Source organism: Mesorhizobium sp. LSJC280B00, assembly GCF_000502835.1.
Taxonomy (GTDB): domain Bacteria; phylum Pseudomonadota; class Alphaproteobacteria; order Rhizobiales; family Rhizobiaceae; genus Mesorhizobium.
The window spans coordinates 19,780-43,280 of sequence record NZ_AYVL01000013.1 but is presented as its reverse complement, the minus strand read 5'-3'; the positions used below and the strand labels follow the sequence as shown (position 1 = coordinate 43,280).

Here is a 23,501-nt window from a genome sequence, read left to right as displayed (position 1 = left end):
AACGCGCCTCGAATGTCTGAAACTGGAGTGACGACTTGAAAGCCAAACTGGGCATGTCCCCCATTGCATGGTGGAACGACGATCTTGCCGAACTCAGCGATGATGTGTCGCTGGAGGAGTGCCTGCGCCAGTCGCGCTCGGCTGGCTTCACCGGCATGGAAATGGGCCGCCGCTTTCCCAACGATCCGGAGATCATGCTGCCGATCCTGAGAGAGGCCGACGTGACGCTTTGCGGCGGTTGGTTCTCCGGGACGCTGGTCAATGAGGATATATCGGGGAATAAGGATCGCATCCAGCCGATGATCGACCTGTTCAAGGCGGTGAATGCGCCCTGCATCGTCTATGGTGAAGTCGGCCGCTCCATCCAGGGCGACCGCTCCAAGCCGCTCGCCACCAAGCCGAGGCTTTCGGACGATGAGATGAAAGCCTACGCCCGGCGGCTCACGCAGTTCGGCGAATGGTGTGCAGAGCAAGGCATGCCGCTCTCCTACCATCATCATATGGCGGCAGTAGTTGAGACCGAGCCGGAGCTCGACGCTTTCATGCGCTATTCGGGCGAAGGCATTCCGCTGCTGCTCGACGCCGGTCACCTGGCCTTTGCCGGCGGCGATGTGCTGCGCGCGATAAACAACCACCACCGGCGCATCAACCACGTGCATGTGAAGGACGTACGCATGGAGGTGATCCAAAAGCTGGATCGCAACAAGCAATCGTTCCTCGACGCGGTGGCACTTGGCGCCTTCACCGTGCCGGGAGATGGCTCGCTGGATTTTGGCGCCATCGTCCAGAGGCTCGCCGACCATGGCTATGAAGGCTGGTTCGTGGTCGAGGCCGAGCAGGATCCGAAGAAGAACCCGCCGCTCAAGATGGCGCAGGTCGGCTACAAGGAATTGATGCGGGCTATGACGGCGGCCGGCTATACGGTGGAGACACAGGGCTTTCCCAATGCTTGAGAGTTCGCAAGGAAAGGTGTTGATCCGATGAAAGACTCCGAGCACCCGTTTTTCCGGCCGCTGTGGCGGCGCGTCGCCGTTGTCGCGGTCTGCCTGGTCTGGTCGGTGATCGAATTCGCCACCGGCACGCCGTTCTGGGGCGTGATCGCGCTCGGCTTCGCCGGCTATGCCGTCTGGCAGTTTTTCTACCTCTACAAGCCGGCTGACGAGGACGAGCCATCGGCAGACGCCAAACCGAAGGAATGACCATGTCGAAACTGCTCGTCAAAGCCAATAAGGGCCACGGCCGCATCGCCCATGTGACGCCGCAAAGCGCCGGCTGGACCTATGTCGGCTTCGATCTGCATCGGCTCAGGCCCGGCGAGAGCGCTTCCGGGCAAACCGCGGATCGTGAGGTCTGCCTGGTGTTCGTCACCGGCAAGGGCAAGGCCAAGGCCGGCGGCAAGGATCTCGGCTTGCTCGGCGAACGCATGTCGCCGTTCGAGGGCAAGCCGTGGTCGGTCTATGTGCCGCAGGGGTCGGAGTGGTCGGTGAGCGCCGATACCGATCTCGAACTTGCCGTCTGTTCGGCGCCAGGACTGGGCGGCGGTCTGCCGGTCCGTGTCATCGGGCCCGACGATCTCGGCCAGGAGGTTCGCGGCAAAGGCACCAACACGCGCTATGTCACCAACATCCTGCCGGAGGGCAAGCCGGCCGATTCCTTGCTGGTGGTGGAGGTCATCACACCCGGCGGCCACACATCGAGCTATCCGCCGCACAAGCACGACCAGGACAATCTGCCGGCTGAATCCTATCTCGAGGAGACCTATTACCACCGTCTCAACCCGCCACAGGGCTTTGCTTTCCAGCGCGTCTACACCGATGCCGACGAGAACGGTGCTCGTTCGCTCGACGAGGCGATGGCGATCGAGGATGGCGACGTCGTGCTGGTCCCCAAGGGTTATCACCCCTGCGCAGCCTGCCACGGCTATGATCTCTATTATCTCAACGTCATGGCCGGACCGAAGCGGACGTGGAAATTCCACAACGCGCCCGAGCACGAATGGCTGATGAAGGCCTAACAGGTTTTTCGCTTCGCCTTCATCCGCTGGTCCAAGGCGAAAAAATCGTCGGCTAATGACCCGCCTGGACAACTTTGTTATCAGAAGCAATCACCAGCTTCGTCATTTCGTCATGCAAATCGCCTATGGGCAGCGGGGCTGACGAGGAACTTCGATGCGCTACGCGATCTATTTCACCCCCCGACAAGACGAACCGCTGGCACGGATCGCCGCCAACTGGCTCGGCCGCGACCCATTCGGTGCCGCCACAAAGCCGGTCGAGGCTGCGGGCGAGTTGTCGGCGGCAGAAGTTGCCTTCCATACCGCCTCGGCGCGCCGCTATGGCTTTCATGCGACACTGAAGGCGCCCTTCAGACTGGCCTCCACCGAGACGGAAACCTCGCTTCGTGCAGCACTCGACGATTTTGCCGAGGCGACGCCGGTGGTTACGATCCCGCGCCTCGTCGTCAGCCAGATCGACGGCTTCTTCGCGCTGTTGCCGGAAGCACCGCTGCCGGCGCTCAACCGCTTCGCCGACGACGTGGTGCGCGACTTCGACCGCTTCCGCGCGCCGTTGACGGAAGCCGAGATCGAACGGCGCAGCCCCGATTCGCTGAAGCCCGACGAGTTCCGCAATCTCTGCCAGTGGGGCTATCCCTATGTCTTCGAGACGTTTCGCTTCCATATGACGCTGTCCGGCCGGGTGTCGTCACAGGAAAGCCCTCGTCTTCGCCTAGCAATCGACAGCCTGTTTGCGGACGTGCTGCAACGGCCGGTGGCGGTGGACGCGCTGACGCTGTTTGTGGAAACTGAACCGGGCGCACCGTTCATGGTGCTGTCCCATCACGCGCTCGGGCGCCGCCCGGCCAGAAGAACTGCCTGACCAGAAGAACTGCCTAAATGACTATTTGTTCTAACCGCATTTGTACGACGCCAATTGGTTCCAGTTGGCTGCAAAATCCTGCAAGGACTGCTTGAAATGACCGCCGAGACTGTTCTTGACAACGCCCGGATCGTGCTCGCCGACCAGATCGTCGAAGGGTCGATCGTGCTGCGCGACGGCATGATCGCCGCCATCGATGCCGGACCCGGCCGCAGCGGCGAGGACATGGGCGGCGACTTCATCATCCCTGGCCTGGTCGAGCTCCACACCGATCATCTCGAAGGCCATTACGCGCCGCGGCCGAAAGTGCGCTGGAACCCGATCGCAGCTGTGCTCGCGCATGACGCGCAGGTGGCGACCGCCGGCATCACCACCGTGCTCGACGCTTTGCGTGTCGGCATGGACGAGGATGCCGACCTGACGGCCGCCGACATACGCAAGCTGGCCGACGCGATCGAGGACAGCGTGCAGCAGGACCGGCTCAGGGCCGACCATTTCCTCCATCTGCGTTGCGAGGTTTCGGCGCCGGACTGCCTCACGGCCTTCGCCAATTTCGACGGCGACGAGCGGGTCAGGCTGGCGTCGCTGATGGACCATGCGCCCGGACAGCGGCAATTCGTCGATCTCGAAACCTATGCCTATTATTACCAGCGCAAGCTGAAGCTGACCGATCGCGATTTCCAGAAATTCTGCGAAAAGCGGATGGCGGAATCGGCGAAGAACTCGAGCCCGAATCGCAGCTTCATCGCCGCTGCCTGCCAAGAGCGCGGCATCGTGCTCGCCAGCCATGACGACGCGACCGTCGGCCATGTCGACGAAGCGATCGAGCAAGGCGTCCGTGTCGCCGAGTTCCCAACCACCGAGGAGGCGGCTCGGGCTTCGAAAAAGGCAGGGCTCGGCGTTTTGATGGGCGCGCCGAATGTCATGCGCGGCGCTTCGCATTCGGGCAATGTCTCGGCCCGCACGCTGGCCGGCGATGGCCTGCTCGATATCCTGTCGTCGGACTACATTCCCTTCAGTCTGATCCAGTCAGCCTTCTTCCTCGGCGACGTGGTCGAGGGCATTTCCTTGCCACAGGCGGTGGCGATGGTCTCGAAGAACCCGGCCGAGGCGGTCGGCCTCACCGATCGCGGTGTCATCGAGCCCGGCCGGCGCGCCGATCTGGTTCGCGTGCGCGTCGACGACCATGTCCCGGTCGTCCGCACGGTCTGGCGGCAGGGACGCCGAGTCGCATGATGGTGTCGGCATCGGTCGAGCGTGAATTGTCCGCTACGGGATTTCCGATCCGCGACGGTGTCTTCGTCGCCGTCGTCGGGCCGAGCGGTGCCGGCAAGGACACGGTGATCGGCTATGCGCGCGCCGTGTTTGCCGACGAGAGCCGGCTGGAGTTCGTGCGCCGGGTGATCACCCGGCCGAGCGATGCGGCCACCGAGGATCACGACACGCTCGCCGACGTTGCCTTCGTCGAGGCCGAAGCGGATGGCGCCTTCGCGATTTCCTGGGAGGCGCATGGCCTGCGCTATGGCATCCCGGCCGAAGTCGATTGGTCGGTCTCAAACGGCCGTGTCGCGATCGCCAACGTCTCGCGCGCGATCATCCCGGCGCTGCGGGAACGCTACGCCAATCTGGCTGTCGTCGAAATCACGGCTACACCGGATATCCTGGCCGAGCGGCTGGCATTGCGCGGTCGCGAATCGCGCGGCGAAGTGCTGGCACGGCTGGCGCGCAGCGCCAATGTGGCGCTGTCCGGACCGGGTGTCACCTCGATCGACAATAGCGGCCCTCGTGAAGCGGCCGGCGAGCGCTTCGCCGAGATGCTGCGCAAGGCCATGGCCTTCTCCGACATGTCGGGCCTTATCTAAAATAGCGCCCACCCGATGCATTCGGTATGGGCGCTACTTGTCTAACCGATATCTTTTTGGAAACCGGTATCCACTTTTCTGGATTATGGCCTCATGCGGCGTGCCGGTCCCGACCAGCATGACGAGTATCCGTGGCAGTGGTTGTCGAAGGCTTCGCTGGCGCATCCGCTGGTGTATCCAGAACTGCAACGTGATGCCGATAGACCATCTCCCAGCCCTTCCAGCCGGTGAACAGCAGTATGCAGACCACTATGAACGACAAGAGCGCGCCCCATGGTCGGACCGCCGCTTCGGCGCCTTGAGCATAGCGAAGGTAGAAATTGATCAGTGCCACAACGACTGCGGTCAAGTTGCCCAGCATGTGGTACCAGGCGTCGGACAAGGCGCGAATGCGCGGCTCGTTGAGGAAGTCGATAAAACCGGCTGTCGCAGCGATAAGGGCCATTACTATGGCTGCCCCGATCAGCCACATCGATGCTCGTGCCCAGAAGGCATCGGCAGTCCCCCAGAAAACCAGGTCGGTGACAAACGCACCGACAAGAAACGCGACAGGAAAAGGTATCAGCATCGGGTGGAGGGGGTGAGTTCCTACTTTGGCGGTACTAACTGGATTCGTGGGCATGGAACGCCTCCGCGTAGCAAAGCTTAAATAAACGCTCAGATACGGGTTTTCGTTCCAAATAGAGACCGACCTGAACTGCTGTCGCGAAGCTCCGGTTGACTCTTTCACGCCACCTGCCATGGCAGTCGGCGTATTTCATCCAGCTATTTTTGCGTCACTCAGCGGCAGCACCCGCCACGCCCTTGCGTGTGGCTTCCAGCATCCGCCGCCGCGCCCTGAACACGCCCCATTGCTGGTCAACCAGCACGCCGATGAGGATCACCCCGCCCATGACGGCGAAGTTGAGCGAGGACGGGATGCCGAGCAGGTTGACGAGGTTCTGCAGCTCCTGCAGCAGCACCGTGCCGAGCAGGACGCCGATCAGCGAGCCTTCGCCGCCACGCAGCGAGAAGCCGCCGAGCACCGCGGCCGCGATGGCATAGAGCTCGTAGAACTGGCCGTGGCTCGCCGGCGAGATCGAGCGTGTGTACATGGCGAAATAGATAGCTGACAGCGCCGTCAGCACGCCGCAGATGACATAGGCGGCCATGACGATGCGGCCGGTGCGGATGCCGGAATATTTTGCCGCTTCCTCGTTCTTGCCGATGGCATAGAGATAGCGCCCGAACACCGACCGGTGCAGCACCACCCACATGACGACGGCGATGACGATCAGCGCGATGAAGCTGTTCGGCACGCCCCAGGACCGCCCCGCCGTCAGGAACTCGAGTTCCGGGAAGTTCTGTCCGAAGGCAAAGCCGGCGGTGCCGTCGGCGGTGTAGAAGCGCGCCACGCCGCGATAGATCAACAGGCCGCACAAAGTCACCACGAAAGGCTGCAATTTGAGCCGGGTGATCAGCCAGCCATGCGCCAGCCCGATGATGCCGCCGAGCACCAGGATCAGCGGCAGGGCGACCGGCCAGGCCATGCCGCGCGTGGCGATGAAGTCGATAAACAGCACGCCGAGCAGCGCAACCACCGAGCCGACCGACAATTCGATGCCACCGGTGATGATGACGAAGGCTTGGCCAATCGACAGGATGCCGAACAACCCGATCAGGTTCGAGGTGTTGGCGAGATTGATCGGCAGCAGGAAGCGCGGGTTGATGATCGCCACCACCGCACCGACCACCAGGATCAGGATCAGCAGGCCGAGATCTTTCTTGCTCATCGTCTTCTCCCAGTGCCTGCGAACTACTTCGGCTGCTTGCCGACCGCCAGCAGCAGCACGTTTTCCTGGCTGAACCGGTCCTTATCGAGAATNTGCGAACTACTTCGGCTGCTTGCCGACCGCCAGCAGCAGCACGTTTTCCTGGCTGAACCGGTCCTTATCGAGAATGCCCGAGATCTGGCCTTCATGCATGACGGCAATGCGGTCGGAAACGCCGATCACCTCCTCCATGTCGCTGGAGATCATCAGCACGGCGACGCCGGCATCGGCCAGCGCCCGCATCAGTCCGTAGATCTCGGCCTTGGCGCCGATGTCGATACCGCGGGTCGGTTCGTCGAGAATCATCACCTTCGGCTTCATCGCCAGCCATTTGGCCAGCACGACCTTTTGCTGGTTGCCGCCCGACAGCGTACCGGTACGCGTCTGCACGGAGGGCGCCCTGATGCCGAGATCGGTCTTCTGCTTCTCGGCGGTGGCGGCCTCGGCGCTGGCCGAGACCAGCGAGCGCCGCGAATGTGCCGGCAGATTGGGCAGCGAGATGTTCTGGGCGATCGAAAGGTCGAGCAGGATGCCGGTCAGCTTGCGATCCTCGGGGACGAGGAAAATACCGTTGGCCACTGCGTCCGCGGCCGAACCAAGAACCAGATCTTTTCCGTCAAGCTGGAACGAGCCGCCAAAGCTCTTGTCGATGCCAAACAGGACGCGCGCCAGCTCCGTCCGACCGGAGCCGACGAGACCGGCGAGGCCGAGGATCTCGCCATGCCTGACATCGAGGTCGACGGGCCGGTCGGGATAGGCAGCGGTGCGAATGGCCTTGACCGACAGCGCGACAGAGCCCGGCGGGCGCGCCGATTCTGCGGCCTTCTCCCTCTCCTTCAGCATGCGGCCGATCATCAGCTTGACCATCTGGTCGTGATTGATGGCGCTCTTCGGCAAGGTTCCGGCGAGCATGCCGTCCCTGAGCACGACGACGCGGTCGGCGACGCGCTCGACCTCGTGCAGGCGGTGCGAGATGAAAATGACGCTGATGCCGTCTGCCTTCAGCGCCTTGATGACACCGAGCAGCTTGTCGGTTTCTGCGATCGGCAGGCTCGATGTCGGTTCGTCGAGGATGACCAGCCGCGCCTCGATCGACAGCGCCTTGGCGATCTCGACCATTTGCTGCTGGGCCAGCGACAGCGCCGACACCGGCGTATCGGCCGAGAAATTGGCGCCCACGCGTTTGAGCAGCGGCGCCGCCAGCGCTCGCAGCCTGGCGCGGTCGACCAGCCTGAACGGGCCGGCGCGCAGCGGTTCGCGGCCGAAGAAAATATTGGCGGCGACGTCGAGGTTCTCGAACAGGTTGAGTTCCTGGTGGACGAAGGCGATGCCCGAACCGATGCTGGCTTCGACGGTCAGACTGTCATGGGCGACGCCATCGACGGTGATGGTGCCGGTGTCCGGCCGGGTCACGCCGCCGAGGATCTTCATCAGCGTCGATTTGCCGGCGCCGTTTTCGCCGACCAGGCCGATGACCTCGCCGGGCCTGACCTCGATCGAGAACCCGTCCAGCGCGACAACGCCGGGATAAGTCTTGCGCACGCCGTCGAGGCTCAGGAACGGAGCGGCCGTGGATGCAACGATGGATGGGTCGGAATAATTCATCACGCCTGACAGCAGCCGGTGAGCCGTTTTGGCCTCAGACTGACGGGCCTTGCGAGGCGCGTCAATAGAATCGCCGGCTCAGGGCGAACCCTTGAGCCGGCGCAACTTATTCGCTCAATTTCCCGACATCGCCTTGAGGTTGGCGGCGTAGGCGTCGACATCGTCCTTGCCGATGATCTTGGTCGGCACGATGATCAGGCCATCGGCGGGAACGCCCGACTTGTCGCCCTCGAGATAGGCAGCCATCAGCTTCATGCCCTGATAGGCCCATTCGAAGGGTTGCTGCACGACGGTGGCGGCGACGGTACCTTCCTTGACGCCGCCCAGCGTGATCGGATCGTCGTCGAAGCCGACGACGGTGATCTGGCCGAGCTTGCCGGCATCGCGCAGCGCTTCATAGATGCGCGGCGTGTTGTAGGAGTAGAAGCCGACCATGCAGGTGACGTCGGGGCTGGCGACCAGCGCGTCCTCGACGTTCTTCTTGGCGCGGGCCTGGTCGATGTCGTCGCCACGCACGTCGACCAATTCGATCTTGGTGCCGGCGAGGCCGTCCTTCATGCCCTGGATGCGTTCCTTGGCATTGTCGGCGCCGAGCAGGCCAACGAAGCCGAGGCACTTGCCGCCGTCGGGCATTGCCTTCTTGGCGATCTCTGCCGCCTGCTTGCCGGCATCGACATTGGAAGAGCCGATATAGGCGACACGCTTGGTCTGCGGTGCGTCGCTGTCAGTGGTGAACAACGCCGTTTCCGAGGCGATCTTGTTCAGCCCGTCGGTCGACGTCTTGGGATCGACGGCCGAGACCATGATCGCCTTCACACCGGCCGTCACCAGATCGTCCATCAGGCGCTGCTGGATGGCGACCGAGGACTGCTCCGGATATTTGAGTTCGAGATTGTAATTGGGCAGTTCGCCTTGAGCCTTCTTGACGCCGGCTTCGGCAGCCTTCCAGAAATCGGAAGCGCCGTTGACGACGAAGGCCAGTGTCGGCTTGTCGTCGGCCCGCGCAATTGCGCTGACGGACAGGCCGAGCAGCAGGGCCGCAGCGGCGACGGACGCATTTCGTATCGCAGATTTCATATTCAACCTCCCATTTGACTCAGTAATTTCGCTGATGATGAACGTGCCGGCGCGGCTTGGACGCCCTCCTCCTCAGGGTTTCGGCAGCGAAGAACGACGCCATTCCAGCCGCGATCGTCGACTTTAGAGACTCATTCGTCGTTCGTAAATAGTCCGATTTGTCTGACATTTCCTCGAAACGGCAGGCGAGCTCCGGCTGACGGGAACCGTCCGACACCAGGCTGGCTCGCGTTCCGAACACGCGCGGTCCGATGTCGTCCGGGCATGATGGATTGACGTTATAGGGATGCCAGATATTAGTAAAGAGTATTAGTTGATCGGGATACTCGCCACAAACGAGAGAGGCCTCCCCAGTCACAACCGTTTTGGATTGGCGACTAAATCACCTGAGAGGGCGCTTATATCTATTAGTAGCGCTTCGCGTTATAAATGCGAGATTTGAGGGACGAATGACATGAACGAACCACTGCGCGATCCCATCCTTGAGGGTACCAGGCGGCGCAAGCCGTCCGGGAAAAACCCCAAGGGCCGCGTCACCATGACCGACATCGCCAGGGCCGCCGGCTGTTCGCAGGCGACGGTCTCGTTCGTCCTCAACAACACGCCAGGCATCAGGCTGTCGCAGCAAACCCGAGAGCGAGTGATTGAGACCGCACGAACGCTGGGCTATTCGCCGCCCGTGTTTTCTGCCTTGCGGGCCCCAGTTGCCGCATTCGACGGGCTGGATGGCGTGATCGGCTTTGCCGTCGACCAGTTGGCGACCAGCCCGGAGGCGGTCGTCGCCATTGAAGGGGCGCGGCAAGCCTCGTGGAACGCCGGCAATGTGCTGCTGGTGGCGCAAACCATGGGCGACGAGGTGATGGAGCCCCGGGCCATCGCGGCACTGACCAAGCGGGGCATTTCGGCGCTGATCTACATGACCATTTTCACCCGCGAGATCGTCGCGCCGGACTATCTCTACGGCCTCGACATTCCGGTCATCCTGCTCAACTGCTACACCGCCGACTATGCCTTCCCCGCCGTGGTGCCGAGCGAGATCGCCGGCGGCCAGAGCTCCACCCGCCACTTGATCGGCCATGGCCACCGGCGCATCGCCACCGTCACCGGCGAGCCCTGGATGCAAGCGGCGCAGGACCGGCTGAAGGGCTACCGCCGGGCGCTGGCGACGGCCGACATTCCGTTCGACCCGGCGCTGGTCGTCGAAGGCGATTGGTCGGCGAGCGCCGGCTATGCCGCGACCGTCAAGCTCTTGGCGCTGAAGGACCGGCCGACCGCGATCTTCTGCCAGAACGACCGCACCGCGATCGGCTGCTACGAGGCGCTAAAGGAGGCCGGCCTGCACATCCCCCGGGATATTTCGGTGATCGGTTATGACGACGAGGAGATCGCGCGGCATCTGTTCCCGCCGCTGACGACGTCGATCCTGCCGCATATGGCGATGGGACAATGGGCGATCGAGCAGCTCGAAGTCCCCGCTGCTCCCGGTCGTGGCCGCTATCCCATCACCAAGCTCGAATGCCCGCTGGTGGAGCGGGAGTCGGTTGGCGCTCTGGCGGGCTGAGGCGAGAGCGCCGGCGATCGACAATGGCACAGGCTTGACATCGGGCCCGGCATATACCCGATTGATTTCATGAGATTGCAAAGCTGCTACAATTTTCAGGACTTCCGCCGGCTGGCAAAACAGCGCCTGCCAGGTCCGATCTTCGATTATATCGATGGCGGCGCGGACGACGAGACGACGCTGCGGCGCAACACGGCGGCGTTCGAGGACTGCGATCTCGTCCCCAACGTCCTTGCCGGCGTCGGACAGGTCGACATGTCGGTCACCGTCATGGGCCAGAAGCTGGCGATGCCGGTCTATTGTTCGCCGACGGCTCTCCAGCGACTGTTTCACCATAGCGGCGAGCGCGCCGTCGCCGCGGCGGCGGAGAAGTTCGGCACGATGTTCGGCGTCTCGTCGCTCGGCACGGTCAGCCTGGAGGAAGTCCGCAAGCACAGGACGCCGCAGGTCTATCAGTTCTATTTCCACAGGGATCGCGGCCTGAACCGCGCCATGATGGAGCGCGCCAAGACGTCCGGCGTCGACGTGATGATGCTGACGGTCGACAGCGTCACCGGCGGAAACCGCGAGCGTGACCTGCGGACCGGCTTTTCCATCCCCTTTCGGCTTACGCTCGGCGGCATGATGCAGTTCGCGATCAAGCCGAGATGGGCTATCGACTATTTGACGCACGAAAAGTTCAGCCTGCCGCAGTTGGACGGCCATATCGATCTCGGCGGCGGAGCGCTTTCCATCAGCCGCTATTTCACCGAGATCCTCGAGCCGTCGCTGGATTGGAAGGACGTCGAAGACATGGTCCGCTTCTGGAACGGCCAGTTTTGCCTGAAGGGGATCATGAGCGTCGCCGATGCCAGAAAAGCCGTCGACATCGGCTGCACCGGTATCGTTCTGTCAAATCATGGCGGCAGGCAGCTGGACGGCTCGCGCAGCCCCTTCGACCAGTTGTCGGAGATCGTCGACGCAGTGGGCAACAAGATAGACGTGATCATCGACAGCGGCGTCCAGCGCGGCACGCATGTGCTGAAGGCCCTGTCGTTGGGCGCCAAGGCCGTCGGCGTCGGGCGCTACTATCTCTTCCCGCTGGCAGCCGCCGGACAGGCCGGCGTCGAACGGGCGCTCGGCCTGATGCGAACCGAGATCGAACGCGACATGCGGCTGATGGGATGCAGGTCGGTGGCAGAGCTTTCCAGGGGGAATGTGCGGTTTAGGTAATAGAGCCGGGAAGTGGCGCAGAGCATAAGCTTTTCGAAGTGCGAAACTATACCGACCTGCCGCTGCTCCTGCCGTCCGTTTCGAAGACAGCCTCGCCGGAAACAGCATCCGTATATCCGCCCTCAAGCTGCTGCAACGTATGCCGGAACCGATCAAGATTGCCCAGCATTTTGGGCCTGGCAGCGACCATGTGCTGAAAAGTGTCCCACTCTCCAATCGAGAAGAAGGCGCCATCTCCCGATTTGATGAGAGCCATTTTTCGCAATCCCTCGAAATTGCGCGCAGCGCTGCTGAACAGTTCGATGAATTCATCTTCACTACCCGGCTTGACCCGGAAGCGGACGCTGTTGAATGCCGTCATGTACGTTCCCCCGTGAAAGAACTCGAATATGCGAGGCCCTAACGCACCTCGAACCCTTCGAACAGGTGTACAGGAAAATCGGAAGGTTGGCTTCAGTCACCTCTGGCCGAAAGCCCCGTTTCTGGCGCTATTTTGCCAGGAAGAGGACGACGCTCGATCGCAATCGGTACGCCCTTCCGACCGGCAATGAAACGCGCTGTTAACGCCGTTCGCGGGTGACAGGATGTTGGCCGCAGTTCGAAGGTATAATCTGCGTCTCGCTGTCAGTTGCGGAGGCGAAAATGAATTTGCTTCGGATTGCGCTCTTGTGCACGGCCATGATCGAACTTGGAATGCCGGCCGTTCGCGCTGAGGATCGGCCTGTGCCGCAGAACAATAAAGCCGCAACAACGCAGCCGCCCGTTCATTGTGAAGGCCAAAATTGTCTCCCGCCGGCGAAAGATCCCGTGCAGGAATGCACTGGCCAGGATTGCACGCCAGGCCCGCCGACTGAACCGGGCCTGGAGATTAAGCAGGCCGACTGAGCAGCATTAGCTGACGATCTCCTTTTTGGCATGGATGGCGCTCAGCCCTCGCGACTTTCAGGCCACCGGTGGTAGATTCTGTTACCTATGTTCCCGGGGTAGGCATGAGTTTAATGGCGCGCCCGAAGAGATTCGAACTCCTGACCCCCAGATTCGTAGTCTGGTGCTCTATCCAGCTGAGCTACGGGCGCGCAACAGGCCATGCTTTGCATAGCCCCGCGATCCGATCCTGGCGACCGGCCGCGAATGTGAGCTGTTCCCTAGCGACTGAATTTGCGAAAAGCAAGCCGATCCTGGCCAAAAGTTTTGCCGTCATGTTTTGCCGTCATGCGCCGGCCGGCGAAGGCAAGATCGCGTCACGCGGCGGCCGAGCCGATAGGTCGTCGTCTTGGATCAGTCATTTGCCAATCGGAACGGCCCGTAACGAAACACGCCGTTGCACGGCGGCCGAGCCGATGGCTCGTAGTCTCGGACCAACCATTTGCGAATTGAAACGGTCCGTAAACAAACGGTTCGTTACGCCGGGCGGCGCAGACCGTTGCGGGCTTGGTCGAGCCGGACCGGCTGGTCGGGAATGGTGACCGCGAATGTGGTGCGGCCGCCGATGCTTTCGACCAGCTCCACCGTGCCGCCATGGGCGCGGATCAATTCATGGGCGATCGCCAGGCCAAGGCCGGTGCCGCCGCTGCGGGCCGAGCCGCGAAATGCCGCGAACAGGTTTTCTCTCGCCTTTGGCGGCAGGCCGGGGCCGGTGTCGGTGACGACGATGCGGCTGACGCTGCCGATGCGCTCGGCCGATATGGTCAAGCGGCGCACCACGGCGCTCTCGGTGTCGGCCGCCATCGCCTGCACGGCGTTGCGGCTAAGATTGGTGAGCACGCGGAACAGCTGGTCGGAATCGGCGTCGACCTCAAGCACCGGATCGACGGCGTTGACGAATTCGATGCCGCATTCGATGTCGAGCAGGCCCTGGACGTCCTCGACCAGCTGGCGCAGCCGCAGCCTGCGGCGCGACGGCGGCGGCTCCTGGGTGCGGCCATAGGCCAGCACGCCCTCCGAGTAGGACACCGCACGGTCGAGCGCGCGCAGCAGTTTTGGTGCGAAGGCCTGCACGGTCGGGTCCTTGACCTGGCGCAGGCGGTCCGACATCAGTTGCGCCGAGGCGAGGATGTTGCGCATGTCGTGGTTGATCTTCGACACGGCCAGGCCGAGATCGGCCAGGTGCTTCTGCTCGGTCAGCATCTTCTGCAGCCGCTCCTGCATCTGCGACAGCTCGCGTTCGGCGACGCCGATCTCGTCGGCCCGGGCGGCGGGGTGAATGATGCGACCGGGATCGTCGGGCGCCTCGGAAAAGGACAGCATCGAGCGTGTCATCGTCCTGATCGGGCCGATCATGATCAGGTCTATCGCGGCGTAGACCAGCATGGCGGTGAACAGCGAGATCAGCAGCGAGACGAAGGCGACGTTGCGCGAATAGATCAGCATGGCATTGCGCAGGCGGTGGTCGGGCATGATCAGCTCGAATTCTTTGTCGCTGTCGCCGACCGGCCCGAAAACGCGCAGCATCCGCTTGCCGCCGAAAAACAGCGTGTCCAGCGCGCCGGTCATACCCTTGATCATGCCGACATTGGCGATATCGATATGCTCGTCGACCTGCGGCGGCATTTCGGCCACGACCAGAAGCCGCGAGACGCCGCCGTCGCGCACGGCGATCGCCTTGGCGCCGATCGCCATCAGTACGTCGTTCTGGGCGGCACGCGACAGCGAGGCAGGTTCGCCCTGCACCAGGACGATGGAAACCGCGGCGGCGGTGCTCAGCCTCTCCTTCAGCCAACTCAGCCTGTAGCTGGCGATCCAGGGCACGAAGATGAGGATTTCGGCCAAGAGCACGAAGACGATGGTGAGCAGCAGCAACTTGGTCGACAGGCCGCGCGCCAGCGGCACCCTGCGGGTGGCCGCCTTCGCCTGGGCGATGCTTTCGTCGGTTGCTGGGACTTCACTCATGCTCGTCGTCACGGCTGCCTGTCATCACGGCTGCTTGTCTTAGGGACTGCTCGTCTTCACGATCGCTTGATCGGGTGAGATTAGGCGATTGCGGCTTTTTTGCCAAATTCATCCTTGGTCGAAGCCGGACAAAGGGCCGCAAGACTTCGATGCCGGTCCGACAATGCCGGCCCGACACGCTGGATTGACTTCCAAAACCCTTCTTTCTATAAGCCCGCTCACGCTCGGGCCATTCGTCCCGGCGCGGTTTCGATCGCGCCAAAACCGGCCCGGCAAAGCTCCTGTTACAAAGTGACAGAATCAAGAAGGGCCGCACCCCGCGGTATTTAAACAAATGAAGCGTACTTACCAGCCGTCCAAACTCGTTCGCAAACGCAGGCACGGTTTCCGCGCCCGCATGGCCACCAAAGGTGGCCGCGGCGTCGTCGCAGCCCGCCGCAACCGCGGCCGCAAGCGTCTCAGCGCCTGAGCACCAAGCGAGAGACAAGATCGTTGCCCGCAACCGGCAAGCCAACGGGTCCCCATCCCAAGCGGCTTCTGAAGCGCGCGGAATTCCTGGCCGTCCGCCGTGGCGAAAAGCGCCGCGGGCGGCTTTTCCTCGTCGAGGTCCTGGGCCGCGGCGACAGCGAGGCGCCGCGCGTCGGCTATACGGTCACCAGGAAGGTCGGCAACGCCGTCGTTCGCAACCGCATCCGGCGGCGGCTGAGAGAGGCCGTGCGCACGCATGCCGCGGATGACATGGTGCCCGGCAATGATTATGTCATCGTCGGGCGCGAAGACGTGCTTACGACTCCGTTCGGCCAGTTGAAGGCCGAACTCTCCCGCAGATTGCGTGGAACACGATAGGCCAAGGGCTTCGATGGAAAACAACCGCAACTTCTTCATCACCATCGCACTGTCGGTGCTGATCCTGGCGCTTTGGCAATATTTCTATGTGATGCCGCGCAGCGAGATGCAGCGCGAAGCCGCCCGCATCGAAGAGCAGCGCGTGGCGGAGCAGAAGAAGGCCGCCCAAGGCACCAGCCCGGGCGCCACCGAAACACCGGTGCAGCCCGGCGCCATTCCGAGCGCGCCTGGCGGCGACGCTGTGACGCCCGCCGGCCGCGACCAGGCGATTGCCTCGACCAGCCGCGTCAAGATCGACACGCCGAGCCTCGAAGGCTCGATCAACCTCACCGGTGCGCGCCTCGACGACCTCCGGCTCAAGCATTACAGGGAGACGGTCGACAAGACTTCGCCCGAGATCGCGTTGCTCAACCCGGCGTCCCTGCCGAACGGCTATTTCGCCGAGATCGGCTTTTCCGGCACGCCGGATGTGGGCAGGCTGCCCGGCCCCGACACGGTCTGGCAGACCGACGGCAATGCGACGCTGACGCCGGCGACGCCAGTGACGCTCACCTTCACCAACGACAAGGGCCTGACCTTCAAGCGCACCTTCTCTGTCGACAGCCAATATATGTTCACCGTGTCCGACACGGTCCAGAATGGGGGCTCGGCACCCGCGACGTTGTCGAACTATGGCCGCGTTACCCGTTTCGACAAGCCGGCTATCGCCAGCACTTATGTGCTGCACGAAGGCCTGATCGGTGTTACCGGCAGCGAAGGCCTGCAAGAGTACAAATACTCCAAGGTCGAATCGGACAAGGAATACAAGCCAGGCAAGTCGACCGACGGCTGGCTAGGCATCACCGATAAATATTGGGCGGTGACCCTGGTGCCGCCTGCCGGCCGCGAATTTCAGCCCAAATTCTCTTATTTCGAGTTCAAGAGCGGGCCCCACCCGCACAGCTACCAGTCCGATTTCCTGTCCGATCCGGTCACGATCGCTCCCGGGCAATCGACGACCGTGGAATCGGAGATATTCGCCGGCGCCAAGGAAGTTTCGACGATCAACGCCTATGAAAAGGACCGTCATATCCGCCAGTTCGACCTTCTGATCGACTGGGGCTGGTTCTATTTCATCACCAAGCCGATGTTCTGGCTGATCGACACGCTTTACAAATTCTTCGGCAATTTCGGTCTGGCGATCCTCGCCACCACCGTCATCATCAAGGCGCTGTTCTTCCCGCTCGCCAACAAGTCCTATGCGTCGATGGCTAACATGAAGAAGGTGCAGCCCAAGATGCTCGAGATCCGCGAGAAATACGCGGACGACAAGATGAAGCAGCAGCAGGCGATGATGGAGCTCTACAAGACCGAGAAGATCAATCCGCTCGCCGGCTGCTGGCCGGTGGCATTGCAGATCCCGGTGTTCTTCTCGCTCTACAAGGTGCTCTACATCACCATCGAGATGCGGCACGCGCCGTTCTTCGGCTGGATCCAGGATCTGGCGGCGCCGGACCCGACATCGATTTTCAACCTGTTCGGGCTGATCCCCGTTACCTTGCCGCACATGCTGATGATCGGCGTCTGGCCGCTGATCATGGGCGTGACGATGTTCCTGCAGATGCGCATGAACCCGACGCCGCCGGACCCGACGCAGGCGGCGATCTTCACGTGGATGCCCGTGATCTTCACCTTCATGATGGCGGGTTTTCCGGCCGGCCTCGTCATCTACTGGGCCTGGAACAACACGCTGTCGATCCTGCAGCAGGGCGTGATCATGAAGCGGCAAGGCGCCAAGATCGAATTGTGGGACAATCTGGTCGCGCTGTTCCGCAAGAAACCGTCGCCGGCGGAATAGCCGGCGCTCCGATAGTGCGAAACCAGAAAGCCCCGGCTCGTCCGGGGCTTTTTGCACAAGCTGCCCGCCTGGATTAAGCGATTGGTACTGCCGGACGGATCGCGCTATTTTGACCTGGCTGGCAGTTGCCGACGGAGCTCGATATGACCGGACCCAATCCATCGATCAAGCATCCGATCCCGTTGCACACGCGCGTCGGCTTTCTGAAGCCGCTGGTGACGGCGCCGAATATCGAGATCGGCGACTTCACCTATTATGACGACCCTGACGGACCCGACAAATTCGCCGAAAAATGCGTGCTGCATCATTATCCGTTCATCGGCGACAGGCTGATCATCGGCAAGTTCTGCGCCATTGCCGAAGGCGCGCGCTTCATCATGAACGGCGCCAATCACGCCATGTCCGGCTTTTCGACCTATCCGTTCAACATCTTTGGTCACGGGTGGGAGGAAGGCTTCGACCCGGCGACATGGTCGAAGGAGGTGCGTGGCGACACAATCGTCGGCAACGACGTCTGGATCGGCATGGAAGCGGTGATGCTGCCGGGCGTGAAAATCGGCGACGGCGCTATCGTCGCGGCAAAGTCGGTGGTGACGCACGATGTGCCAGCCTATGCGATTGTCGCCGGTAATCCGGCCAAGGTGGTGAAGATGCGCTTCGACGACAGGACCATCCGGCGGCTGCTGGCGCTAGCGTGGTGGCACTGGCCGGTGGAAAAGATCAGCCGCAATCTCGATGCCATTCGTGGCAGCAACATTTTTCTTCTGGAGGCAGCGGTTTGAACGCGTTGAACAAGACCACGATCGGCATCGAATTGTTCACGCGAGCCTGGATCTTCATCCGCGGCGTGCCGGCGATGAAATTCCTGCCGCCGGAGGGTCCACCCGAGATCGCCTTTGCCGGCCGCTCCAATGTCGGCAAATCGTCGCTGATCAACGCGCTGGTCAACCAAAAGGGGCTGGCGCGCACCTCCAACACGCCGGGCCGCACACAAGAGCTCAACTATTTCGTGCCTGGCGGATTTTCGGGAGAAGGCGCCGATCTGCCGCCGATGGCGCTGGTCGACATGCCAGGCTATGGCTACGCCACGGCACCGAAGGAAAAGGTCGACGAGTGGACGAAGCTCGTGTTCGACTATCTCAAGGGCCGGGTGACGCTGAAGCGCGTCTACGTGCTGATCGATGCCCGCCATGGCATCAAGGCCAAGGACGACGAGGTGCTGTCGCTGCTCGACAAGGCGGCGGTGTCGTATCAGATCGTGCTGACCAAGACCGACAAGATCAAGGCGGCGGGGGTACCGCGGCTGATCGAGGAAACGCTCCAGAAGATCAAGAAACGCCCGGCGGCATTTCCCTTCGTGCTCGCCACGTCGTCGGAAAAGAGCGAGGGCCTCGAGGGATTGCGTGCGGCGATCGTGCTCGCCGCCAATGGCGGATAGGCCACCGACCCTGGCAGCCTGTCAGGCGGGGCTGGAGACCCGTTCCTGCTCTGCAAGCTGTTCGGTGCCGTAGGCCTTCAGGAACACATCGACGCCCGACCTGACGATGTGTTCGATCTCGGCCGCACTTGGCGCCTTGGTGCGATAGGCGAAAATGCACTGGCGGAAAAGACCGGCCAGGCACAGCTCGGTGAACTGATAGGCGGCAAGCTCGACGTCGTCGATCTTCAGCAGGCCGCGTTCGATAGCCATGTTGAGGAAAACGACGACCCTGTCATGGCCACGCTTCGGGCCGCGTTCGTAGAACCGGGCACCAAGCTCCGGGATGCGTTCCGACGCGCCGATCACCGTCCGCTGCGCTAGGATGACCCTCGCCGAAGTGATCTTCATGGACAGCACGATGCCGAACTTCACCAGCGTCTGGCGAAGGTCGCCAATCTGGTCGAGCACTTCGTACATGTTCTTGAAAATCGTGCCGCGCTCTTCCTCGATCAGCGCTTCGAACAGCTCTTCCTTGTTGGCGAAGTAGACATAGATGGTGCCCTTGGACACGCCGGCCTCGCGCGTAATGTCGTTCATCGACGCGGCTTCGAAGCCCTTATCGATGAAGACACGGCGCGCACCCTCGATGATCTGGCTGCGCTTGACCGGGTCTTGCCCCGCGGCCGGGCGGCCGCGCGGCAGACTGTCCAGCAGATCGCACTGGTCCTTGCCGGCGCTGGGCAATGGGCCTGAATCAGGCAAAGGAGCGGCCTTGGGGGCTTCGGCCATAATGTCACACCTCGTAAAATAATTCGAACCATCCGGTTCGATTGCTCTTGATATGGGCCTCTTTAAGCGCTAAGTCAATATCGAGATCGAACCGAACGGTTCAGTCTGACGAAATTCAGCGCCAGTTAATTTAGAGAGATATCATGTCCTCGAACGCGCCCACCAGTGCCGAAGTCCGCCCCTTCCCCAGTGCCAAGGTCCAGCCTGCGATCGAAGCGCCGGAAACCCCTCTCAAGCCCGCCGACGTCACCCCGCTGGCTCCCGCCAAGAAGAAGCGGTCGATGCGCTCGATGTTGCTGCCCATCATCGGCCTGGCCCTGCTGGGCGCCGGCGCCTGGTATGGCTATGATTACTGGACCGACGGGCGCTTCATGATCACGACCGACGATGCCTATGTCCAGGCCGACACGGCGTTCATCTCGCCAAAAATCTCGGGTTATGTCGATCAGGTCAAAGTGACCGAGAACCAGCAGGTGAAGGCCGGCGACCCGCTGCTGATCGTCGATGACGGCGACTACAAGATAGCCGTTGCCCAGGCCGAGGCGCAGATCGCCACGTTGAGCAAGACGCTCGACCGCATCGATGCCCAGACCGAGGCGGCGCGCGCCTCGCTCAAGCAGGCGCAGGCGCAGAAGACCGCCGACCAGGCCGCGGCCGATAATGCGAAGCGAGCTCAGGTTCGTGCCGCCCAGTTGCTCAAGACCCGCGTCGGTACCCAGGCCCAGTTGGACGATGCCCAGACGGCGGTCGAGCAAGCCAATGCCGCACTAGCCGGCGCCGACGCGCAGATCGCGGCGGCTCAGGCCAATATCGGCGTGCTTCAGGCGCAGCGGGCGGAATCGGCAAGCACGCTGGCCTCGCTGCAGCTTGCCCACGACAAGGCGGTGCGGGATCTGTCCTTCACCGTGCTGCGCGCACCCTATGACGGCGTGGTCGGCAACCGCTCGGTCGAGCAGGGCGACCTGATCAGCCCCGGACAGAAGCTCGCCGTCATCGTGCCAATGGACAAGCTCTACATCGTCGCCAACTTCAAGGAGACCCAGCTTGCCCGGCTGGTGCCTGGTGAAAAGGTCAGAGTGTCGGTCGACGCGATCGACGGTCAGGACATCGAGGGTACCGTGTCGTCGCTGGCCCCGGCTTCGGGAGCAGTGTTCTCGCTGCTGCCGCCGGAGAACGCCACAGGCAATTTCACCAAGGTGGTGCAGCGCGTTCCGGTTCGCATCGACGTGCCCGCGGATGTGCTGAAGACGGGCAAGCTGCGCGCCGGCCTGAGCGTCGTCGTCGCCGTCGACAGCCGCACGGCGCCTTCGGCATCGAAGTAAAGCGGAACCGGGAGCAAAGGGTCATGGCGACCGCAACCCTAACTGCAGGATCGGCGCCGACGCCAGCCATGCCGGTGCCGGTTGACCACATCTCGACACGCCGCGTCATCGCCTTCCTGGCAATGGTGTTCGGCATGTTCATGGCCATCCTGGACATCCAGATCGTCTCGGCCTCGCTGGCCGAGATCCAGGCGGGCCTGAGCGCCAGTTCGGACGAGATTCCTTGGGTGCAGACGGCGTATCTGATTGCCGAGGTGGTGATGATCCCGCTGTCGGGCTTCCTCAGCCGGATGCTGTCGACGCGGGTGCTGTTCACAATCTCGGCGGCAGGTTTCACCGCGGCCAGCGCGCTGGCGGCGACCGCAACCAATATCGACCAGATGATCGTCTACCGCGCCGTGCAGGGCTTCATCGGGGGCGGCATGATCCCGAGCGTCTTTGCAGCCGCCTTCACCATCTTCCCGCCGTCGCGTCGCGCCATCGTCTCGCCGATGATCGGCCTGGTAGCGACGCTGGCGCCAACCATCGGCCCGACCGTCGGCGGCTATATCAGCCATGCCATGTCCTGGCACTGGCTGTTCCTGGTCAACGTCGTGCCCGGCATTCTGGTGACGACGGCCGCCTGGTCGCTGATCGACTTCGACAAACCCAATCTCAAGCTGTTCAGCAAGTTCGACTGGTGGGGGCTTGCCGGCATGGCCGCCTTCCTCGGCTGCATGGAATATGTGCTGGAGGAAGGTCCCAACAACGACTGGCTGCAGGATCAGGCGGTGTTCATCTGCGCCGTCATCATGACCTTCGGCGCGGTGCTGTTCTTCTGGCGCGTGTTCACCGCCGAGGAGCCGATTGTCGATCTGAGGGCTTTCAGCAATATCAATTTTGCCTTCGGCTCGCTGTTCTCCTTCGTCGTCGGCATCGGCCTCTACGGTCTGACCTATCTTTATCCGGTGTTCCTGGGGCGGATCCGCGGCTACGATTCGATGATGATCGGCGAGGCGCTGTTCGTCAGCGGCCTGGCCATGTTCTTCACTGCGCCGATCTCCGGCATCCTGTCGAACAAGATGGACCCGCGCATCATGATGATGATCGGCTTCTTCGGCTTCGCCACGGGGACCTGGTGGATGACGCATCTCACCGCCGACTGGGATTTCTATGAACTGCTGATCCCGCAGATCCTGCGCGGCTGCTCTATGATGCTTTGCATGGTGCCGATCAACAACATTGCGCTCGGAACCTTGCCGCCGGAGCGGCTGAAGAATGCGTCTGGCCTGTTCAACCTGACCCGCAATCTCGGCGGCGCCGTCGGCCTGGCAGTCATCAACACCGTGCTGATCGACCGCAATGCCTTCCACTACGCCAGGCTCTCCGAGCACGTGCAATGGGGAAGTGCCGCTGCGCAGCAGAAGCTGCAGAACATGACGCTCAACTTCGAGCAGACCGCCGGGCTCGACGCCTCCAAGGCGGCCATCTCCAAACTGTCAGGCATGGTCCAGCAGCAGGCGTCGCTGCTGTCGTTCATGGACGTATTCTTCATGCTGACGGTTTTGTTCGCGACGCTTGGGCTCTTCACCCTGGTGATCCGCAAGCCAGCCGCTCAGGGCGGCGGTGGCGGAGGCCATTGAGGCGCGCTGGATCCCCCGCCTAGCGCCCTCGCGCATGACCCCGAAAAGCGATTTTCGGGGTCATGCGCAAAATCAACCATTACGAAGTCCTCTCGCGCTCCGACAAAGTCAGGGTCGCAGCCGTCCTCACGCCGTCGCCGGCTTGAAGGTCAAGGCAACGCCATTGATGCAGTGTCGCAACCCGGTCGGCGGCGGACCGTCGTCGAATACGTGGCCGAGATGGCCGCCGCAGCGGCGACAATGGACCTCCGTGCGGGTCATGCCCAAAGACCTGTCCACGGTCTTGCCGACGGAATTCGGGATTTCCTGCCAGAAGCTCGGCCAGCCAGTGCCGGAATCGAACTTGGTCTCTGACGAATAGACCGGCAGGCCGCAGCCGGCGCAAGCGAAGATGCCTTTGCGGTGCTCGTTGAGCAGCGGACTGGTGCCCGGGTATTCCGTGCCCTCCTTGCGCAGCACATTGAAGGCCGCGTCGGACAGGATGGCGCGCCACTCGGCTTCGGTCTTGGTAACCTCGAAAGTCTCAGCCGCGCGTGCATCCTGGGCTCCGCCCATGCGCAGCGCGGTGGCGCCTGCGACAACGCCAATGGCTGCCGCACCACTCAAAAGAAGCTCGCGACGGTTCATGGCCATTCCTCCTGTCATTGCTTGTGCCAAATTCGACCGCCACACGGAAATCAAAAGCCGGTGACGATCGCTGTCCTCAAAGCGGGACTCCGCGCCTATCCACATCTTGCGTGAACGGCGCGGAGTGTGCGCAGGGAGGCCCTTA

General features: G+C 62.4%; 23 protein-coding genes and 1 tRNA gene. 15 read left to right on the top strand and 9 right to left on the bottom strand.

All coding sequences use genetic code 11. The features are described from left to right. Window positions 1-35: 35 nt before the first annotated feature. The 6 genes from iolE to phnN all read left to right on the top strand — a co-directional run bounded on the left by iolE (window position 36) and on the right by phnN (window position 4,738). Window positions 36-953, top strand: a complete 918-nt coding sequence (gene iolE, locus X773_RS57810; protein WP_023677509.1) for a myo-inosose-2 dehydratase — start codon at window positions 36-38, stop codon at window positions 951-953. A 27-nt stretch (window positions 954-980) separates the two neighbouring features. After that, entirely contained in the window at window positions 981-1,199 is a 219-nt protein-coding gene (locus tag X773_RS57805; protein WP_023677508.1) for a hypothetical protein, read from the top strand. A 2-nt stretch (window positions 1,200-1,201) separates the two neighbouring features. Beyond that, window positions 1,202-2,014: a 5-deoxy-glucuronate isomerase gene (iolB, locus tag X773_RS57800; RefSeq protein WP_023677507.1), complete on the top strand. Its 813-nt coding sequence runs from the start codon at window positions 1,202-1,204 to the stop codon at window positions 2,012-2,014. Between the two features lie 154 nt (window positions 2,015-2,168). Continuing rightward, on the top strand, window positions 2,169-2,876 hold the full coding sequence (locus tag X773_RS57795) for a DUF1045 domain-containing protein (RefSeq protein ID WP_023677506.1): 708 nt from the start codon (window positions 2,169-2,171) through the stop codon (window positions 2,874-2,876). A gap of 96 nt (window positions 2,877-2,972) precedes the next feature. Then, window positions 2,973-4,112: an alpha-D-ribose 1-methylphosphonate 5-triphosphate diphosphatase gene (locus X773_RS57790; protein WP_023677505.1), complete on the top strand. Its 1,140-nt coding sequence runs from the start codon at window positions 2,973-2,975 to the stop codon at window positions 4,110-4,112. Next, on the top strand, window positions 4,109-4,738 hold the full coding sequence (phnN, locus tag X773_RS57785) for a phosphonate metabolism protein/1,5-bisphosphokinase (PRPP-forming) PhnN (protein WP_023677504.1): 630 nt from the start codon (window positions 4,109-4,111) through the stop codon (window positions 4,736-4,738). Before X773_RS57790 ends, phnN begins: the two co-directional genes overlap by 4 nt. 91 nt (window positions 4,739-4,829) lie before the next feature. Here phnN and X773_RS57780 read toward each other — a convergent pair whose 3' ends face one another. From X773_RS57780 to X773_RS57765, 4 genes are all read right to left on the bottom strand, one after another. Beyond that, entirely contained in the window at window positions 4,830-5,360 is a 531-nt protein-coding gene (locus X773_RS57780) for a DUF2231 domain-containing protein (protein ID WP_023677503.1), read from the bottom strand. Between the two features lie 154 nt (window positions 5,361-5,514). Next, window positions 5,515-6,510, bottom strand: a complete 996-nt coding sequence (locus X773_RS57775) for an ABC transporter permease (protein ID WP_023677502.1) — start codon at window positions 6,508-6,510, stop codon at window positions 5,515-5,517. Between the two features lie 99 nt (window positions 6,511-6,609). Then, window positions 6,610-8,154 (bottom strand): sugar ABC transporter ATP-binding protein, encoded by a 1,545-nt coding sequence (locus tag X773_RS57770; protein ID WP_023677501.1) that lies wholly within the window; start codon window positions 8,152-8,154, stop codon window positions 6,610-6,612. A 114-nt stretch (window positions 8,155-8,268) separates the two neighbouring features. Continuing rightward, window positions 8,269-9,231: a sugar-binding protein gene (locus X773_RS57765; RefSeq protein ID WP_023677500.1), complete on the bottom strand. Its 963-nt coding sequence runs from the start codon at window positions 9,229-9,231 to the stop codon at window positions 8,269-8,271. Window positions 9,232-9,685: 454 nt separating this feature from the next. Here X773_RS57765 and X773_RS57760 point away from each other — a divergent pair, with 454 nt between their 5' ends. Together X773_RS57760 and X773_RS57755 are read left to right on the top strand one after the other, a co-directional pair. Beyond that, window positions 9,686-10,792: a LacI family DNA-binding transcriptional regulator gene (locus X773_RS57760; RefSeq protein ID WP_031211986.1), complete on the top strand. Its 1,107-nt coding sequence runs from the start codon at window positions 9,686-9,688 to the stop codon at window positions 10,790-10,792. 69 nt (window positions 10,793-10,861) lie between these two features. Beyond that, a complete protein-coding gene (locus X773_RS57755) occupies window positions 10,862-12,004 on the top strand; it encodes an alpha-hydroxy acid oxidase (RefSeq protein WP_023677498.1) in 1,143 nt (380 codons plus the stop codon). A 46-nt stretch (window positions 12,005-12,050) separates the two neighbouring features. Here X773_RS57755 and X773_RS57750 read toward each other — a convergent pair whose 3' ends face one another. From X773_RS57750 to X773_RS57740, 3 genes are all read right to left on the bottom strand, one after another. Then, on the bottom strand, window positions 12,051-12,365 hold the full coding sequence (locus X773_RS57750) for an antibiotic biosynthesis monooxygenase (protein WP_023677497.1): 315 nt from the start codon (window positions 12,363-12,365) through the stop codon (window positions 12,051-12,053). Between the two features lie 638 nt (window positions 12,366-13,003). Continuing rightward, window positions 13,004-13,080 (bottom strand) — tRNA-Arg (locus tag X773_RS57745). 325 nt (window positions 13,081-13,405) lie between these two features. Further along, window positions 13,406-14,893 carry a HAMP domain-containing sensor histidine kinase gene (locus X773_RS57740; protein WP_023677495.1) on the bottom strand — a complete coding sequence of 496 codons (1,488 nt, stop codon included), beginning with the start codon at window positions 14,891-14,893 and terminating at the stop codon, window positions 13,406-13,408. Between the two features lie 334 nt (window positions 14,894-15,227). On the opposite strand from X773_RS57740, the gene rpmH reads away from it, so the two are divergent. The 5 genes from rpmH to yihA all read left to right on the top strand — a co-directional run bounded on the left by rpmH (window position 15,228) and on the right by yihA (window position 19,014). After that, window positions 15,228-15,362: a 50S ribosomal protein L34 gene (gene rpmH, locus X773_RS57735; RefSeq protein ID WP_008833937.1), complete on the top strand. Its 135-nt coding sequence runs from the start codon at window positions 15,228-15,230 to the stop codon at window positions 15,360-15,362. Window positions 15,363-15,385: 23 nt separating this feature from the next. Continuing rightward, the gene (gene rnpA, locus X773_RS57730) at window positions 15,386-15,739 is read left to right on the top strand and encodes a ribonuclease P protein component (protein ID WP_023677494.1); all 354 of its coding nucleotides are present in this window, start codon (window positions 15,386-15,388) and stop codon (window positions 15,737-15,739) included. A 13-nt stretch (window positions 15,740-15,752) separates the two neighbouring features. Then, entirely contained in the window at window positions 15,753-17,576 is a 1,824-nt protein-coding gene (gene yidC / locus X773_RS57725) for a membrane protein insertase YidC (protein WP_023677493.1), read from the top strand. A 143-nt stretch (window positions 17,577-17,719) separates the two neighbouring features. Continuing rightward, window positions 17,720-18,358 (top strand): CatB-related O-acetyltransferase, encoded by a 639-nt coding sequence (locus X773_RS57720; protein WP_023677492.1) that lies wholly within the window; start codon window positions 17,720-17,722, stop codon window positions 18,356-18,358. Continuing rightward, the gene (yihA, locus tag X773_RS57715; RefSeq protein ID WP_031211985.1) at window positions 18,355-19,014 is read left to right on the top strand and encodes a ribosome biogenesis GTP-binding protein YihA/YsxC; all 660 of its coding nucleotides are present in this window, start codon (window positions 18,355-18,357) and stop codon (window positions 19,012-19,014) included. Before X773_RS57720 ends, yihA begins: the two co-directional genes overlap by 4 nt. Window positions 19,015-19,035: 21 nt before the next feature. On the opposite strand, the gene X773_RS57710 is transcribed toward yihA, so the two are convergent. Beyond that, the gene (locus X773_RS57710; RefSeq protein WP_023677490.1) at window positions 19,036-19,785 is read right to left on the bottom strand and encodes a TetR/AcrR family transcriptional regulator; all 750 of its coding nucleotides are present in this window, start codon (window positions 19,783-19,785) and stop codon (window positions 19,036-19,038) included. Window positions 19,786-19,928: 143 nt separating this feature from the next. On the opposite strand from X773_RS57710, the gene X773_RS57705 reads away from it, so the two are divergent. After that, window positions 19,929-21,107: an HlyD family secretion protein gene (locus X773_RS57705; protein ID WP_023677489.1), complete on the top strand. Its 1,179-nt coding sequence runs from the start codon at window positions 19,929-19,931 to the stop codon at window positions 21,105-21,107. A gap of 68 nt (window positions 21,108-21,175) precedes the next feature. Next, the gene (locus X773_RS57700; RefSeq protein WP_245274730.1) at window positions 21,176-22,729 is read left to right on the top strand and encodes a DHA2 family efflux MFS transporter permease subunit; all 1,554 of its coding nucleotides are present in this window, start codon (window positions 21,176-21,178) and stop codon (window positions 22,727-22,729) included. A gap of 126 nt (window positions 22,730-22,855) precedes the next feature. On the opposite strand, the gene msrB is transcribed toward X773_RS57700, so the two are convergent. Then, entirely contained in the window at window positions 22,856-23,356 is a 501-nt protein-coding gene (gene msrB / locus X773_RS57695) for a peptide-methionine (R)-S-oxide reductase MsrB (RefSeq protein WP_023677487.1), read from the bottom strand. Between the last annotated feature and the right edge of the window lie 145 nt (window positions 23,357-23,501).

Bases quoted from the DNA above. Each gene is read 5' to 3' on its own strand.
- iolB (WP_023677507.1), top strand. From the start codon at position 1,202: ATGTCGAAACTGCTCGTCAAAGCCAATAAGGGCCACGGCCGCATCGCC.
- X773_RS57790 (WP_023677505.1), top strand. From the start codon at position 2,973: ATGACCGCCGAGACTGTTCTTGACAACGCCCGGATCGTGCTCGCCGAC.
- X773_RS57710 (WP_023677490.1), bottom strand. From the start codon at position 19,785: ATGGCCGAAGCCCCCAAGGCCGCTCCTTTGCCTGATTCAGGCCCATTG.
- X773_RS57750 (WP_023677497.1), bottom strand. From the start codon at position 12,365: ATGACGGCATTCAACAGCGTCCGCTTCCGGGTCAAGCCGGGTAGTGAA.
- msrB (WP_023677487.1), bottom strand. From the start codon at position 23,356: ATGAACCGTCGCGAGCTTCTTTTGAGTGGTGCGGCAGCCATTGGCGTT.
- X773_RS57700 (WP_245274730.1), top strand. From the start codon at position 21,176: ATGCCGGTGCCGGTTGACCACATCTCGACACGCCGCGTCATCGCCTTC.
- X773_RS57755 (WP_023677498.1), top strand. From the start codon at position 10,862: ATGAGATTGCAAAGCTGCTACAATTTTCAGGACTTCCGCCGGCTGGCA.
- X773_RS57775 (WP_023677502.1), bottom strand. From the start codon at position 6,510: ATGAGCAAGAAAGATCTCGGCCTGCTGATCCTGATCCTGGTGGTCGGT.
- X773_RS57795 (WP_023677506.1), top strand. From the start codon at position 2,169: ATGCGCTACGCGATCTATTTCACCCCCCGACAAGACGAACCGCTGGCA.
- X773_RS57760 (WP_031211986.1), top strand. From the start codon at position 9,686: ATGAACGAACCACTGCGCGATCCCATCCTTGAGGGTACCAGGCGGCGC.
- X773_RS57805 (WP_023677508.1), top strand. From the start codon at position 981: ATGAAAGACTCCGAGCACCCGTTTTTCCGGCCGCTGTGGCGGCGCGTC.
- rpmH (WP_008833937.1), top strand. From the start codon at position 15,228: ATGAAGCGTACTTACCAGCCGTCCAAACTCGTTCGCAAACGCAGGCAC.
- X773_RS57770 (WP_023677501.1), bottom strand. From the start codon at position 8,154: ATGAATTATTCCGACCCATCCATCGTTGCATCCACGGCCGCTCCGTTC.
- X773_RS57705 (WP_023677489.1), top strand. From the start codon at position 19,929: ATGTCCTCGAACGCGCCCACCAGTGCCGAAGTCCGCCCCTTCCCCAGT.
- X773_RS57740 (WP_023677495.1), bottom strand. From the start codon at position 14,893: ATGAGTGAAGTCCCAGCAACCGACGAAAGCATCGCCCAGGCGAAGGCG.
- X773_RS57780 (WP_023677503.1), bottom strand. From the start codon at position 5,360: ATGCCCACGAATCCAGTTAGTACCGCCAAAGTAGGAACTCACCCCCTC.
- X773_RS57720 (WP_023677492.1), top strand. From the start codon at position 17,720: ATGACCGGACCCAATCCATCGATCAAGCATCCGATCCCGTTGCACACG.
- X773_RS57765 (WP_023677500.1), bottom strand. From the start codon at position 9,231: ATGAAATCTGCGATACGAAATGCGTCCGTCGCCGCTGCGGCCCTGCTG.
- phnN (WP_023677504.1), top strand. From the start codon at position 4,109: ATGATGGTGTCGGCATCGGTCGAGCGTGAATTGTCCGCTACGGGATTT.
- yidC (WP_023677493.1), top strand. From the start codon at position 15,753: ATGGAAAACAACCGCAACTTCTTCATCACCATCGCACTGTCGGTGCTG.